The organism is Candidatus Zixiibacteriota bacterium (assembly GCA_040753875.1).
Taxonomy (GTDB): domain Bacteria; phylum Zixibacteria; class MSB-5A5; order GN15; family FEB-12; genus DATKJY01.
The window spans coordinates 37,442-52,878 of record JBFMDV010000028.1 but is presented as its reverse complement, the minus strand read 5'-3'; the positions used below and the strand labels follow the sequence as shown (position 1 = coordinate 52,878).

Sequence of the window (15,437 nt, the reverse complement as noted above, 5' to 3'; positions counted from 1 at the left end):
TCACTTAAGCAGCAGCATTTTCCTGCTTTCGGTTCGATCAGCCGTTGTCAGTCGATACCAATACACGCCGCTGGACACCACAATTCCGGCATCGTTTCGCCCGTCCCATACCGCCACATGATTGCCGGCGGACTGTGGGGTACTCACAAGTGTTGCCAGCAATTGTCCCACGATGTTGTAGATTTTGAGTTCGACCAGTCCGGCACTGGGGAGTGAGTACGCAATCTGTGTGGACGCATTAAACGGGTTGGGATAGTTCTGCTCCAACCTGAACGCCGCCGGCAGTTCGCCACCCTCATCGGAAATGTCAGTCACCTGGCCCACCGGCACATTGATGGAAAACTCCGAACTGTTTCCCTCGATGTCAGTAGCCTGAGCCGTGAGGGTATCGACTGATCCCAAACCGGCGGCCGTCATTTTGAAACTGCCATTGATGTCGGCGGTCGTCGTAGCCAGCCATTTCTTGCCTTCGCCACGCCCCGATGGATCACTTGCCGCCAGATACAGATCGACCACACCGAGCGGCGGCGCTCCGATGCCGGTCACCGTATCGTTGTCCATAACGAGAATGCTCGGAGCGGTTATCGAGCGCTGGGCGCTCCGGCGAATCGCGATTCCAAGACTGTCATTCGTGTACATGGAGTTGTGTCTGATGCTGTTATCGAACGTGCCTGTATCGGCGAGGTACACCGCGTGTCCACGGTTAAATGCGATGGCGTTGCCGTAGGTGTCATCGGACCCGCCGACCTGATTGTCGGTGGCACCGTCGACCAGCGCAATGCCGTTACCGGCATTTGCCAGCACTGATCCGGTGGATGAAAGACCTATCGCGTTTCCGATAATCTGATTGAAGGATGTTCCATTCCCGAACAAATGGACACCGCGTCCGAGTGAAGGTACAATCGCACCGGAACCATTTCCTGAGATGAGATTTCGCTCTGCCAAACTTGTACCGCCGACTTGATTGTGCTGAGCGCCGGCACCGATAATTATGCCTGCCGAGCCATTTCGCACGGCGCGTGTGCCGGTGCTGTCGGTCCCGATCTTGTTTCCTGTCACCTGATTATAGTTCGTCCCCTCATCATAGATCGCAACCCCGGCTCCATAGGGGAACAACAGTCCCCGGTTGCCTGAGATGACATTCCCTTCTGTCATCGCGTTGCCGCCGACAACATTGTGCGAGGCGCCGTTTTGTATCATGACACCGCAGCCGTTCTCCAGAGTGCTGGAACCGGCCGTCGATGTCCCGATGAAATTGCCGGAAATGCGGTTGGCATTGGTCCCTGTACTGGTCAGCAATACCCCGCAGTAGTTGTTGCCAGATATGACATTTCGGTCAGCCATTGTACCGCCGACGATATTCTCGGACGCACCTTCACCAAGATAAATTCCGTTGCTGTTGTCCTGGCCGCTTGAAAAACCGCCGAAGCCACGGATATCCGGGCCAATCCAATTGTGCGAGATTTGGTTTTGTGAGGTCCCCGTACCGGTGAGTCTGATCCCGCTACCGCGGTTGCCCGAGATGATATTGCCTGATGACACCACACAACCGCCTATATAATTGCTGTGCGCGCCATTCTCGATGCGTACGCCGTCGCCGCCGTTAGCAAGCGGGAGCAGACCGGTAATGTCCGGTCCGATCAGATTCCGGCATACGTAATTCTCTGTCGTGGTGCTGCCCGTGACGGTAATGCCATTACCGTCATTTCCTGAAATGATATTGCCGGAGGAGTCGATCTGGTTACCGATCATGTTGTCATGCGCGCCGCTCCGCACGAGAATTCCGCCTGACCCGTTCGGCGCCACACGGGTGCCGGTAATATCAGCACCGATGACATTGCCAAGGATCTCATTATCATGTGCACCTCCCGAGATCAGCACACCGTACCCTTTGTTGCCCGATATCAGATTCGCCCAGGCGCTCGAAGCTCGGCCCACCACGTTGTCGTGCGCTTCGTTGTCGATGGCTATCCCGTTGCTGTTGCCGAACGGTTCGGTGCCGTTGCCGGTCATGCCGATGAAGTTGTGAAGTATGAGATTCCCTGAGGCCGATTTTCCTGAAATTCGCAGCGCGTAGCTGTCCGGAAGGTCCAGCCCATTATTGACGAACCGATTCCCCTCTTCGCTCGAGCCGCCACCTATGACATTGAAACTCCCGGATACGACCAGGGCGTCGCCACGGGAACGCTGAAATGACATTCCGGTAACGCTATTGCTGTCTGACAACAAGTCGAGGATCGGAGCGCCAAACGGATTATTAAGCCCGTCGAGCATGCTCGTACCCGACTCGCCGCGGATAGCTGTACCGTTGTCGGTCACCGTCAATGTACCGAACGCAAGTATGTGCGGAATCTCCGATGCTGTCACGACGATTGTATCCGGCCCGGGTATGGCGTTCGCTTCTTCAATAGCCGCTCTGACAGTGCAGTGCGAACTAACCACGTCGATATGGTCGCCGCAGATTCCGTCGCCGGGGTTTACGTCGTGCGAATCGGCTGTCGAGTTGGTGACGAAAGTCCCTGCAGAAAGTGGGACCGCCAGGAGTAAAACAGCAGCGGCGATGGCAAGGCAGGAGAGCGGTTTCATGGGCAGATCACGGCACAGGCTCACTGAGTTATTTCAGGAGAATCATCTTACGCGTCTCGGTCCGTTCGCCGGCTGTCAAGCGATAGAAGTACACACCTGTGCTCGCGGGAGAACCGGCGCTGGTACTGCCGTCCCATTCGACTGTGTGGATTCCGGCCGGTCGCACCTCGTCGACAAGCGTGATCACTTCCTGCCCGAGGATGTTGTACACGATCAGATCAACGCGGGAAGGATACGGCAAATAATAGGCAATGGTCGTGCTGGGATTGAAGGGGTTGGGGTAGTTTTGCTCAAGCGAAAATGACTCCGGTCCGGCGTTGTCGTTATTGACGAAGTCAGTGCGGAATGTTCTCAGATCGAAGATGTGGATGGCGGAGCCGTCGGAGACAGCCACGATGCCGTTCTCGGCTGCGATCAGTGAACCGGACCGCCCACCATAGTCAAGCAAGCTCGGTAACGGACCCGTGGCATCGAACACCATGATCCCGTACGGTCCCACGGTATACAGGCGATCTTCGGCGAACGTGGCGCCATACACGCCGAACGGCATGGCGATAGTCGTATCGACTACCGGCAATGCCGGGTCGGTGATATCAAACACCACCATATCATTGGCATCGAAGACCAGCAGCTTCCCCTGATATGGAAGCAGATGATTCGCCTCGGCGGTCAGGTCGATATGTGTCCGATAATCGGTCGTGAAATCATTGTAGATGCGGTAGAGCCAGAGTCCTTTGTTGCTCGCAATGCAGAGCACCGAGTCCAGTACGGCTATTCGACGTATCCTCCCCAGTACGGAAACCGACCCTGCCGGCAAAATCAAGCCTGGGTTGGAGTCGGCGTCAGGGTCGGAGATCGTGTACAGCCGCACCTTGGTCTCCTGAGCGACAAAGAACGACCTGAGGGTGTCGATGTAGTGCGGGTTGAACAGGAGCTGAACAACCGGGTCGGCATCGTTGAGGATCGCACCCCCAAAGGCCAGCGATTCCGGCCGCATCTCCAGAATGAACACACGCTTCATCTGCGTGTACTGCACGAACAACGTATCACCATTGTTGGTCATGGCCGACACCTGATTCAGTCCCTGCAGGTAGGTCGTATCGAAGGTCGGGTTTCCATCAAGGGCCAGCGAATAAGCATCGAGCGGATTCGCGACGCCGGCCGTATACAGCCGGTTATCGATCATCGCCAGGCCCGTGATATTGCCCGGCCGTCCCAGCCCCTGGCGCGGTGCAGGATTGAACCAGAGTTCGTCGAGCGAATAGGTAAGAAGGCCTCCTGAGGCACCGGCGAACATGATGAAATTCTCGCCATACCGCTCAAAAACCGCTGCCTGTTTGTTCAGAGCAGGAGCATCCAGCAGATACGAATGGAAGACCGTGAAGCTCCGAAGGCTGACCACTTCCACCAGGTTCATGTCGTCATTGGTAACGACCAGCATCGTGTCAATCGCATACATGCGTTGAGGCACCGAGAATAGACCAATGGTATCGAATATCGTGGGGCCTGCGGCACCAAAGCGCGCCAGCATAACGGCGTCGGTGTCGGTACTCAGCGCGATAGTCGAGTCAAACGCGAGAAACGAGCTTACTCGGAACGGAATGTATAGATAGTCGATGAACGTTCCGAACCCGACTGTGTCGAGCCGGTATCGAAGAATCCCGTTGTAGTCGTCCAGTGCCAGCAGTTCGCTGTCGTTGGACTGCACTTGCACATAGTGGATCCCCAGCATGCTCGAATCGATAAACTGCGGGGACGAGTAGTTGGTCAGTTGATACCGCCAGAGCCCCTTGAATCCACGGCAGACAAATAGACTCTGGCCGTGCAGATCGAAGTCTGTGATCGGCGTCCCACCAAGATCGGCGTATCCCAGTTGGGCCAGTTCCGGAAGGCGGCTTAGGTCGTAGAAGTAAAGCGTTTGCGCATCGGTCTGTACACTCATCACGTCCGCCGTGACCTTCAGGCGGGCCGGACGCGAATCCAGAAATCGTGTCGTCACCGGACCGTACAATGAAGTTGCTGAATCATACCGGAGCACCATCAGTCCATCGTTGCCTGCCGCTACGACAAAACTGTCCCGCACGAAGACCGAGTTAAATCCGTTCCACAGGAGTGTGAAGTTCGGGTCGCGCGAAATCAGCGCGCGGGCGTCCGGCGCGGCAAGGGCAAACGCAAGTATGATCGGAAGTAGTCTTTTCATTTTATCAGCAACATCTTTTTGGCAACCGTCCCATTGTCAGTGACAAGTCGGTACAGATAAAGACCGGAGGCATATGCAGAACCATCGAATTGCACTCGATGCTCTCCGGGAGGCAACTCGTTATCGACAAGAGTAGCTACCTGCTGCCCGAGCAGGTTGAACACCGTCAACCGTATCTTGCCTCTTTGCGGCAGTGCGAAGGATATGGTTGTCGATGGATTAAAAGGATTGGGATAGTTCTGCCGCAAGGTCAGCGTTGTTGGCAGCGTGCCTCCCTCGGCAGGTGCATCAGTGGGCACCGCGGCGCCCGGGAGAATGGCGCTGTTTCGATTGTCGCCAAGTAACCGGGCGCTGTTTCGGCCGTTGTCATAAGAGGTCTCCAAATTCCAGACAAATATCTGGTTGGCATCGCCCGTCAAAGCCATCTCAACAAAACCGTCGCCATCGATATCATCCACCAGAGGCGCGTAGGGACTGGAAATGACAAGATTGTTGGGCGCCGCTGTGGTGATCGGCCAGCCAGGGAGGAGATTTGCCTGGTAATCGAGCAGGAAGAGCTTCTCTGTGCCGGTGCCTGGGAGGATGTAACCGCCCCGGAAGACAATCTCCGGATACTGATCGCCGGCCAGATTGGCCACCATCGGTACACCGAAAGTCATGGAGTACCGAAAAGCTTCGCCGACCGGTCTGCCTGCTCTCTCAATGTACGGTGTGCCATCGACACGAAAAATATACAACGTCCCTATATCAAACTCGAAGAACGTGCAGAGAATCTCCGGAATGCCGTCGAGGTCGAGATCCGCGAGCGTAGGGAAGTTCCCGCGCCATCCGCTCATTTCCGGCAGCCGGATGGGGAACCCGGGCAGATCGAACAGCCCCTGAGTCTTCGCCCATATAACGCGGGCGTTGGTGGCGTCGTAGCCACAGCTCACGATCTCCGGGAGACTATCACCGGTGAGATCGGCGAGCGCGGTGCCGTAGACAACAGTCGCGTTGATTACCAGTGGTGATGGCAGATCAAAGGCGGGTTGACCGGTGCGACCATCGAACACCGCTGTCCCCGAGGACGGCAGAATGCCGCTGAAACTTGCGACCGCCTCTCGGAGATTGTCGCCATTGAGATCAGTTGTCGTCACCAGATTACCGCCGTATCGATACGCCGGTGTCCATCCGGGGTTGATTGATGAGTAGAATCCCCTGAGCGAGTAGAAATATGAGTCGCCGTTCAGTTCGTAGGCCAGAAGTTGTCCCCCCTCGTTGACGATTGCGATCGCCGGCGGCTCATTCGGCGTGAGATTCGTGACAGTCGGATTTGGGTAGCCAAACGCGAGCAGGCCGGTGGTGCAATTTTTCGGCCAGCCGAGCGCCTCAGTACCATCGTGTCGAAACACGTGGATGCCATCTTCGTTCGTCGTAATGATATCATTACTGCCGTCGCCATCGACGTCGAATATGGCCGGCACACAGCGCATGTCTTTGTCAGGCATGAGCGGAAATCCGTCGACAACGACGCCATTGGCGTGAAACGCATACAACCCGGAACTCGTCCCTACAATGATCTCCTTCTGCCCGTCACCATCGATATCGCCGCAAACCGGCGTTTGTGAGCCACGACCAGCCAGCGCCTGTGGCCATCCGGCCGCGTAGGTCGAACTGATCCGCACCGGTATCGAATCGGTCACAACTGTGCCATCGAAATGGCCGGTCAGGAGAATCGTCGCATCACCGGTATCCACCCCGGAGATATTCCACGTATAGATCAATGTATCGAAAAACTCGGCACTGCTCCGAAGCAACTGGATCGGCTGCTTACCCGCAGACTGAAACGACAGCAACATGGAATCGAAATGAGGTCCGTACGCTGAGCCGCGGATCATGACGTTGTAGCGGAGTTCCTCCGCGGGAGCCGGCGACGTCAACTCCAGACCGCGCGAGTTCACGTACGTAAAGCGAGTGGTGATGCTAGTACCGAACTCATCAAGCAGGCGAAGGGTCACATCGCCGTTGATGGCCGGCTGGTCGAAATTCCAGGTCAGTGAGTCTGATGGGAATAATAAGCCTGAGTCGATAGGGAGCCAATTGTTGGGATCGCACGGGACGGCGTACGCCAACCACCAGGGGCCGGAGTACGAAGCTACTGGTCTCACCACGATCGGCACCGCACCGGTGTAACGGCTCATGCGGGTCGGCTGTGCAAAGGTTAACCCGCCGTGTTGCAGTAAACCATACGATTGTGCTACGTTGATGTAGCCGTAGCCGGAAACTGAATCTGGTCCCGGCAGCGTATCGTTCTTGTCCAGCGGGTCAACCAGATCGGACGCTCCCATGCGAAGCAGGTCTTCGAGTTGGTCGAGATTCAGATCGGGTCGCACCCCCAACAAGAATGCTGCTGCCCCGGCCACGACTGGAGCAGCCATCGAGGTCCCATCGGCAAGGTAATAGAGCGAGTCCGGTCCAATGATCCGCACGCCAGGTTCACCGGCATCAGCGTACATGTCTGTTCCCGCCGCACGCAGCGAAAGGATGTCGAGCCCGGGGGCCGTTATGTCGATTTGCGGGCCAAAAGTTGAGAACGACGCCACGAATCCCGAAGAATTCCCGGCCGCGACAGCGAACGCGGAATCGAAGGCAGCCGGATAGAATGTGTCCTGCCGCCCGGTATTACCGGCCGCAATGGCGACAAAAACACCGTTGCGACGCGCGAAGTCGAGGGCGTCTTTCAGGATCAGCGCCTCAAACGGCGTTCCCCAACTGATGTTGATAACCTGCGCTCCCGCGTTGACGGCATACATGATGCCTGCGGCCCCAACCGCATTGGTGGCATTCGGTCTGATCTTGACCGACATGATCTCTGCCCACGGCGCGACGCCGACAACGCCGTTGCCGTCGGCATTGGCCGCCACGATTCCGGCAATATGTGTGCCGTGGCCGACAATGTCGGTCGGGTCATTGTCGCCAACGATATTGAATAACGACGGAATATCCCCGGAGACGTCGTACCCCAGCGTGTCATCCACAAAGCCGTTGTGGTCATCATCGATTCCGTTTGATGGAATTTCGTCCGGGTTTTTCCAGTATCGTCCGGCCAGCTCGGGATGGTCTGGGTCCGTGCCGGTATCAACAATCGCCACAACCACTCGCGTCGTTTCGATCGGCGGAGTCTGATAGAACGCCGAGACGCGCATGTCCTTGTCGGCCACCCCTCGTTTCAACACCAGACTGTCATTACCGTTTCCTTCTCTGCGGTCGATGCCCAGATACTCCTGCCCGGTGTTTCGAAGGTACCACTGGTTTGTAAACAGGGGGTCCGTCGGGAAATCAAAAAACTCCAGATAGTAATCTTGCTCGATCCATTCGATATTGTTCTGCCCGATCGCCAATGCTGCCGCCGCGAGGGTTGCATCTGACTTGGTGGCAGTGAATATGTAGTACCGGTCCCAAAACTCGGCCCCGCGAAGATCGTCCCGAAGTCTGAGCTGTGAAATCGCGGTGAGTGAACCCTCTGTAGCAGCGGCCTGTTGAAGTACAGCGGCTTTGGTGTGTGGGGAGAGTTTGACAATGAATCGCCCGGGGACAGGGCCGCGAAGCTCTTCGGATCGAGCCTCCGTGACCCCAAGGGCAAACAATGGCATGAGCAGTGTCATGGCGCCGACAAATAAATGAACAGACGGATTTCGGCGGTGTGCTGACGTCACGGCGGGCTCCATCACTCAGTATTTAACGCTCAAGCAGACCCGTTTGTTGAATGCTTACACGATAATATAACTCGGCAGGCAGAATTCACCAAGGGGGAATGACTATGGGCAAGCTACGGTCTCAACGCGAAGCTGATTCCTGACTAATGTGATTGCGTTCCGGAAAGAACGGATGACAAGGCTCGGATGTACTCGGGAGTCGTGCCGCAACAACCCCCGATTATAGACGGAGAAAACCGCTCGATTATGACCCCCATCTGGTCTGCAAACTCAGTCGCCGGGATGGGGTATTCGAGACCGGTGTGCGTATTGATCGGCAGACCGGCACTTGGCAGCACCACCAGCGGACCATCAAAACGATCACGAGCATTTTCCAGCAGCTTGATCATCGATGATGGACCGGCGCCGCAACTGAACCCGATCGCCGCCAGGCCGTGGTCCTGGTATGCCCGAACAAGGAGATCCACGGATAGTTCGCCGGGCAACGATCCTCCCAGTGTGGGCCCGATGGTCACCACTAAGGGCAGGTCCCGTTGTGAATCCGCCACGGCGCGGCTGACTCCGACCAATGCCGCCCGCATCTGGAGTGCGGATTGACAGGTCTCTATGATGAGCAGATCAGCACCAGCTTCAGTCAGTGTCTGTGCTTGATTTCGATAATCCGCCATCGCCTGATCGAATTCGCTTTCTGTCAGTGATATGCCGGGTCCGATTGATCCTGCCACCCACCGGTTACGGTTTTCACCTGCCGGGCTCGCACAGGCCTCTTTGGCCAGACCGACTCCGCGAAGATTGAACTGTGCGCAGCTTGCAGCGAGTCCCAGTCGGCCTAAGTACCGCGCCTGGGCACAAAAGGTATTGGTTGTGATAACGTCGGCTCCGGCTCTGAGGTAGTCGCAGTGAATTGCGAGGATCAAATCCGGGTTAACCAGATTCGCCTCCTCGCACACGTACATGCTGACGCGCGACCGAATCTCCGTACCAACACCACCGTCGAAGAGAACCGGCTCTTGCAACAACCGTGATCGAAACGTTGTATCCATACTGCTCCGTCTGCACGGACCAACTGCGAGCGCGCCCGACTTGACCGGTTAGAAATAACAAGGGCGGGTCAGCTGACCCGCCCGAACACTGGTCACTCTAACTGCATGCCTGAGGTGCTGGTCCTCCCATGAACAGATATTCCGCCAGGTAGGTCAGGTCGGAAATATCCACCTGGCCCTGACCGTCGACATTCGCCGATGGCGCCGATGGTGGCTGCGGACCCCCCATGAACAAGAAGTCCACTAAGTAGCTCAAGTCCGATATGTCTGGACCGATGCTGTTGCCGTCGACATCACCCGGACGGCATCGGTTAAGCACGGCGTCATACAGAATAGGCGTGTAGCTGCCGGCCTCAGCAAGAAAAGTAGGGGAGTAATTGCCGTAACCTGCGAAAGACATCGTGTGCGGTCCTCCATACAGCAGCCCCGGTGCCGTCAGGAAAATACTCAATACGGGACCAGCTCCAGCCGCCAACGTCTGCGGACCGCCGCTCGCTGAAGCCCTCATGAAATAGGTAGCACGTCTGTTAGAGGGATCGAAGTTGATATACTGTCTCGTCTCCATGCTGTCGGTCCGAAGCCCGGCAGTGCTCACCGAATCGAGAGTCAGCGCGAACGGTCCGCCCCAGGTGAACGGGATGGTCATTTCTTTCAAAGGCAGGCAATTTCTCCCATACACATCGACACGAATCTTCTGTCGCGGCTCAATGTTCAGCGTTCCACCGTTCAGAGTGTCGGCGTACACGGATACGTAGTCGACTCGAAGTGCCTGGTACGGCTTGGTCGGGGTCTGCACCGTGAGCGTCACATTATACATCCCCGGCTGGTAGCTGTGCGCGCAGTTCTGCATGTCCGACCCGGAGCCATCTCCAAAGTCCCACAACCATGAATTTACGGTCCGCCCGCACACACCAGTGAAGTCGACGGCAAGAGGCGCCGGTCCAAAGGTAGGTGTACCACTCAAGCGGACACCAGAATAGTCCATCCACGCGGCGCCGTATCCGATCTCGCAGCATCCGTACGGGATGCGCATATAGCCGCTTTCACCCCAGCTCTGACCCCAGGAATTCCGCATGATCCACACCCCGCCCGGGCCCTGAGTATCATCCCACCCGACCAACACCACGGCGTGATTTATCCACTGATTTTCGCAGGCATTGAAAATGCCGCCGCCATATGCCTGGAAAGCACTGTTGGCGTACACACACACCGCTATTGGACCATACTCCATGATCGCCTGCTTCATTGCCTCCGGAGTTGGAATGACCCATTCGCCGTCGACAAAACCCCAGGAATCGATGCGATACAGATGCTCATACGGGCAACTGCAGGCCACGTCGGCGGCTACATACGGAAAAGACGTTTCGGCAATAGCGCCGATACCGTTGCACGGATCGCTATCCCACTGAAAGAAATCAAACGCCAACCAACCGCCGTCGCAGCCCCAGCCGCGATTATTACAGCTCACCAGCCATTGCTCGGAGAGGTTGACCACGGTGTCATCGTAGATCTTGATGGCGCACTCCATCGCTCCCACCGTTGCAAACGCCCAGCAACTACCACACCCACCCTGGTTACGAATCGGCGGCATGGCCGTTATCGAACGCCAATCATACGATGGCGGCAGGGTGGCAGGATCGATCTTCGGCGAATAGACCTTCGCATTCTGCCTCCAATCATCCGGCACTTTTAAGCCGGTGATCTGGGAGAGAGGATACTGAGTGGCTTCGTTCTCTTTGACGATAAACGTCCACCCCTCTTTTTCGCCTTGCTCCTTCAGCCTGGCTATGTCGTCGCTTGTCAACTGGCCGAACACCGGAGCATTCGCGCCGATCATGAACACAATGAGAAATAGAATCCCGACAAACGCCGGGCACCGATACTGCTCGCGACTCAACATCGACTTCTCCTTCTGGTGCTGGGCTCAACCATGGGATGCAGAGGGGAGGATAGCTCTCCTGAAAGCGGTCGAAAACAACTCAACCAATTATCGCTCCCAATGGGCGCGCCTTAGGGTAATAGTGCAACTGAAGCCAATATAACGCCGAATTCTCGTTTCGTCCATCAAAAACATGGTCTCATCGGCCCATAACACGTTTGCTGAGATTACCAAATGAAACCGGCGCCCGATGGGCGCCGGTGAATCTTCTTAAGGATGGTTGGCCACGCTCACACACATCCGGGCAGAGACCCGTTGTGGAAGAGAAAATCGAGGAGCATTGTCAGATCGGCGATATCGATACTGCCGGATCCGTCGATATCGGCCTGGCTGGTGACCGGCGGAGTCGGGCCGGAGAAAAAGAGGTAATCCACCAGAAACGAAAGGTCCGAAATATCAGGGCCGACTCCGTTGTTGTCGACATCGCCGGGACGGCATTTGCTGATCGTGGCCGCAAGCACGACCGGATTGTACGTGCCGGTGTTTGCCACGAAGGTCGGCAAGTATGACAAATAGCCGTCGAACGAGATCATGTTCGGCCCTCCGAACAGCAGGCCTGGCACCGAGAAATAGAGACTCACGACCGGACCCGAGCCGGGGACAAGGTCAGGCAGCGCGCCGGTGGAAGAACTTCGCAGGAAGTAGGTCGCGCGCTTATTGGATGGATCATAGCTGATGAGTTGCTGCTGCTCGAAATAGTTGGTTCGCAGGCCGCTGGTATTGGCCGAATCGTATGTGAGGCCAAAAGGCCCGCCCCAGGCGAACGGGATCTTGAGCTCGCGAAGCGGCAGATAATTGCGCGCGTATACATCCACCCGGATATCCTGGCTCGGCTGAACCGATATAACCGGACCGATCATCGAATCGGCGTAGGCAGAGACAAAGTCGGATTGGACGGCGGAATAGTCGCCATCGGTCGCCTGTATCGACAGGGAAACATCGAACTGCCCCGGACCATACACGTGTGTTGGATTCTGTTCCGATGAGAGATTGCCGTCTCCAAAATTCCACTGCCACGCATTGACGACCTTGGCGGAAATCCCGCTGAAATCTACCGACAGCGGCGCCGGTCCAAACGTATTGACGGCGGTGAAACGGACTCCCGACACCCAGGTCATCAACCGGTCGTCAACCCAGCAGTGCATCCGTCCCTTCTGTTGCGTGGAAAATTCAGTCCAGCAGGCATCCCCGGAATACCCCATGATATTCTGGACATCCGTCGGTCCCCAACTCTGGCCGCTGCACGGGTCCGGACCGGGCGGGGGAGAGCAGGAGTAGTTGGTGGGTGTGGGATCGGTGTCCTGGCAAAGGTCCCCCAGGACATCGCCGATAGTTGTGCCGGCCGGTTCGTAGCAGGAGCCGCATTGGCTTACCTCGCTCACGCCATGGAATGTGTGCCACAGCCCGAGACAATGACCTACCTCGTGAGCCAGGGCACTCTGGACCGATTGAAAGTGCCCCGTTGTCATAACAATGCCGCCCCGCGACGTAAGCGCATCAGGGTCCCACGGGAAGGTCCCGAATGAATAAGAGCCCTCTACGTAAGAGACGAATACGTTGATCTGCGAATCGGCTGCCAGCGCAAACGCCATCTTCATGGCATCCATCTCGGCATCGGCAAGGGACCGGTATGCCGTCGAATTGACATAGCGCCACTGATATTCGAACTGGATCCGGGAAGGAAGAAAATCATTGTTGAGATTGGCCACCTGCAAGGCCAGCATTTCGGGGGTCGTGGCGGCACTGCTGCCGTCATCCATGCGGAGAATATGGAAATAAAGCCGCAGAGTCGTCATCGGCTGGTCGACAGCCGGTATCCACGCGTTGCGATTGGCTGCTATATCGCAGGTACCATTGGTCGGGCAGGCATCGGGGTTGGTGGGTGCCTTGGCCACATTTTTTGCATCATATATCTGTTGGGTCCGGCACCAGTCCACGGTGAGCGGCTGGTTGGCCGAAGGCACAGCGGCATCGGGTTCGGCTGCGGTCACCACTACCGCCTGAAACACGAGCCCCAGAAACGCGAATGTGAGTGCTGACCCACGACATTGCCGGCCCCCGGACGAATGTGGCATGGTCCATTGATGCATGATTTTTTCCCTTTGTGTTCTATGTTCTGTGCCCTGTGAGGGGGTGGCACACCACGACCAACTGCGATATCCCAATCTATCCAAAATTCGTCTCGATGCAATTGCTTTCTCGGAACAGGCCGGTCCATTTTTGTCGCCCCTGTCCCCACGAAAGGACAAATGAAAACCGCCGGCGAATCGAGAAAACGCCGGCGGCCAGATTTGTCTTAAAAAGCGTGTAATTACTTCGTACGGCGACGAACCACACCCGCGCCAACCAGGCCCAGTGTAAGTAGAGCAATGGTGGCCGGCTCCGGAACCGCCGACGTGGTCGTCACTGTCAGCGACAGACCGTCATTGAAATAGTGACAGTCCGGATCGAACCCGAAACCAAACACGCCGTCCGACGCATACGCATTCAGTTCATCGATGAGCCCCAGCGAAGCCAGATCATACGTCAAGGTGTAGTTGCGCGGGTGTCCACCCACGGCATCTGTCCAGGTTCCCATATTCATACCCTGGCCGGCGAAATTGTCGCCGCTTCCCTGGTAATCCCACCAGGCGCGAACACCACTCGCAGGGTTGTTCAGCAAGTGGACATACAGAGAATCCGGCTCAACCCGCCAATCCCAGATGTTATTAAAGGTCAGGACCGCACCAGTGATGGTTTCGCCAGGATGGTTCCAGTCGATTCCCCACGTGTAGTAGCGATAGTGGTCCAGATCCCACAGATCAGCACGAGGTGTTGGATTGAAGTAGTAGACCCCCGCGAAACTGCTGCTCACGGCGAACAGAGTCAATGTGGCCGCGAGTACCATGAGTCCGATTCTCTTCATGTTCGTAATCCCTTATACCTATGACTATTGTTGTCTCAAACGTATGTCGACCATTCATCGCAATTATGGCAATTATCGGGCCACTGGTCAATTAAACAGTTGAAAACTCGCACACTGTCGCACAACTCGTTGCCGCTCAACGTAGGATCACACAGTCGGCTCATCGGCTGCGTATTCAAGCAAGTTCCAGTACGCGGTTGCTTTGCACACGATATGCAGGTTATTGCAGGTCGACGAAGTCAAAAACCGAGTCGCATCCCTGACCATAGTCTCAAATTATCGGCTATTCCACTCTATTTTTAAGTACCGGGGGACAGATTCGAACTGTCGACATCCAGTTCCACAGACTGGCGCTCTAACCAACTGAGCTACCCCGGCATGCGCAGGCCAAACTTATCGCATCTGAGCCACAAGTCAACCCTTTTGCTCGAAGAACTCACCGAGAAACTAACGTGCCTGTGTGATTATTAGCTGCCGCAGGGCGGAATCGTTTCTGGTTCCGCCAACAAGACAATGGCAGAACCACAAAGGGGTTCTGCCCTACGCCTGCTGATGTGCCTGCGTGATTATCAGTTACAGTGGTTACCGTAGGGCGGAATCGTTTCTGGTTCCGCCAACAAGACAATGGCAGAGCCACAAAGGGGTTCTGCCCTACAACAACTACCTGGGGGGCAAGGTGCTTGGCGAGTTCGCGGATACTCGGCTACGAACAACTGCAGTCGTCGCTGCAACCGCCGCCTGCGCGATTTCCGGTTGTGACAATGTATCCGCCGGTGCCAAAGTCACGTGTCACGTAATCGATATTCACGCCGCCGTACCCTTCGAGGAATTCGCGAAGACCCGGGTCGATATATGCGGTGATGCCATTGGATTCCAGTCTCTCAAGACCATTCACTGACTCATCCAGAGCCAAGCCCAATGAGGGCCCGTTTCAGCCGGCCCCCTGAAAATAGATTACCAACTTGGCGTGTTTAGCCTTGGGCGTCTCGAATACCTTCTTCAGTTCGCAGCTGGCGCTATCCGTGACTACGAGCATGTTGTCAAACCTTTCATTCAGCACATCGCCCCT

8 protein-coding genes and 1 tRNA gene are annotated in these 15,437 nt (G+C 56.3%); all 9 read right to left on the bottom strand.

Annotated elements, in window-relative coordinates:
* Positions 1–2,586, bottom strand: coding sequence for a T9SS type A sorting domain-containing protein (locus tag AB1644_11020; GenBank protein MEW6051573.1), 2,586 nt, complete (start codon positions 2,584–2,586; stop codon positions 1–3).
* A 28-nt stretch (positions 2,587–2,614) separates the two neighbouring features.
* On the bottom strand, positions 2,615–4,786 hold the full coding sequence (locus AB1644_11015) for a T9SS type A sorting domain-containing protein (GenBank protein ID MEW6051572.1): 2,172 nt from the start codon (positions 4,784–4,786) through the stop codon (positions 2,615–2,617).
* Complete coding sequence (locus AB1644_11010) at positions 4,783–8,418, bottom strand: S8 family serine peptidase (GenBank protein ID MEW6051571.1); 3,636 nt, start codon at positions 8,416–8,418, stop codon at positions 4,783–4,785. Before AB1644_11010 ends, AB1644_11015 begins: the two co-directional genes overlap by 4 nt.
* Positions 8,419–8,624: 206 nt before the next feature.
* Positions 8,625–9,524, bottom strand: coding sequence for a homocysteine S-methyltransferase family protein (locus AB1644_11005; protein ID MEW6051570.1), 900 nt, complete (start codon positions 9,522–9,524; stop codon positions 8,625–8,627).
* A 97-nt stretch (positions 9,525–9,621) separates the two neighbouring features.
* The gene (locus tag AB1644_11000) at positions 9,622–11,424 is read right to left on the bottom strand and encodes a C1 family peptidase (GenBank protein ID MEW6051569.1); all 1,803 of its coding nucleotides are present in this window, start codon (positions 11,422–11,424) and stop codon (positions 9,622–9,624) included.
* A gap of 269 nt (positions 11,425–11,693) precedes the next feature.
* A complete protein-coding gene (locus AB1644_10995; GenBank protein MEW6051568.1) occupies positions 11,694–13,553 on the bottom strand; it encodes a PKD domain-containing protein in 1,860 nt (619 codons plus the stop codon).
* Positions 13,554–13,774: 221 nt separating this feature from the next.
* The gene (locus AB1644_10990; GenBank protein MEW6051567.1) at positions 13,775–14,368 is read right to left on the bottom strand and encodes a PEP-CTERM sorting domain-containing protein; all 594 of its coding nucleotides are present in this window, start codon (positions 14,366–14,368) and stop codon (positions 13,775–13,777) included.
* Between the two features lie 304 nt (positions 14,369–14,672).
* Positions 14,673–14,746: transfer RNA gene (locus AB1644_10985), tRNA-His, on the bottom strand.
* A gap of 325 nt (positions 14,747–15,071) precedes the next feature.
* Complete coding sequence (locus AB1644_10980) at positions 15,072–15,263, bottom strand: hypothetical protein (GenBank protein MEW6051566.1); 192 nt, start codon at positions 15,261–15,263, stop codon at positions 15,072–15,074.
* Positions 15,264–15,437: the final 174 nt, after the last annotated feature.

Excerpts from the sequence above, each read along its gene's own strand:
- AB1644_10990 (MEW6051567.1), bottom strand. The coding sequence starts at position 14,368 with ATGAAGAGAATCGGACTCATGGTACTCGCGGCCACATTGACTCTGTTC.
- AB1644_11015 (MEW6051572.1), bottom strand. The coding sequence starts at position 4,786 with ATGAAAAGACTACTTCCGATCATACTTGCGTTTGCCCTTGCCGCGCCG.
- AB1644_11000 (MEW6051569.1), bottom strand. The coding sequence starts at position 11,424 with ATGTTGAGTCGCGAGCAGTATCGGTGCCCGGCGTTTGTCGGGATTCTA.
- AB1644_11020 (MEW6051573.1), bottom strand. The coding sequence starts at position 2,586 with ATGAAACCGCTCTCCTGCCTTGCCATCGCCGCTGCTGTTTTACTCCTG.
- AB1644_11010 (MEW6051571.1), bottom strand. The coding sequence starts at position 8,418 with ATGCCATTGTTTGCCCTTGGGGTCACGGAGGCTCGATCCGAAGAGCTT.
- AB1644_11005 (MEW6051570.1), bottom strand. The coding sequence starts at position 9,524 with ATGGATACAACGTTTCGATCACGGTTGTTGCAAGAGCCGGTTCTCTTC.
- AB1644_10995 (MEW6051568.1), bottom strand. The coding sequence starts at position 13,553 with ATGCATCAATGGACCATGCCACATTCGTCCGGGGGCCGGCAATGTCGT.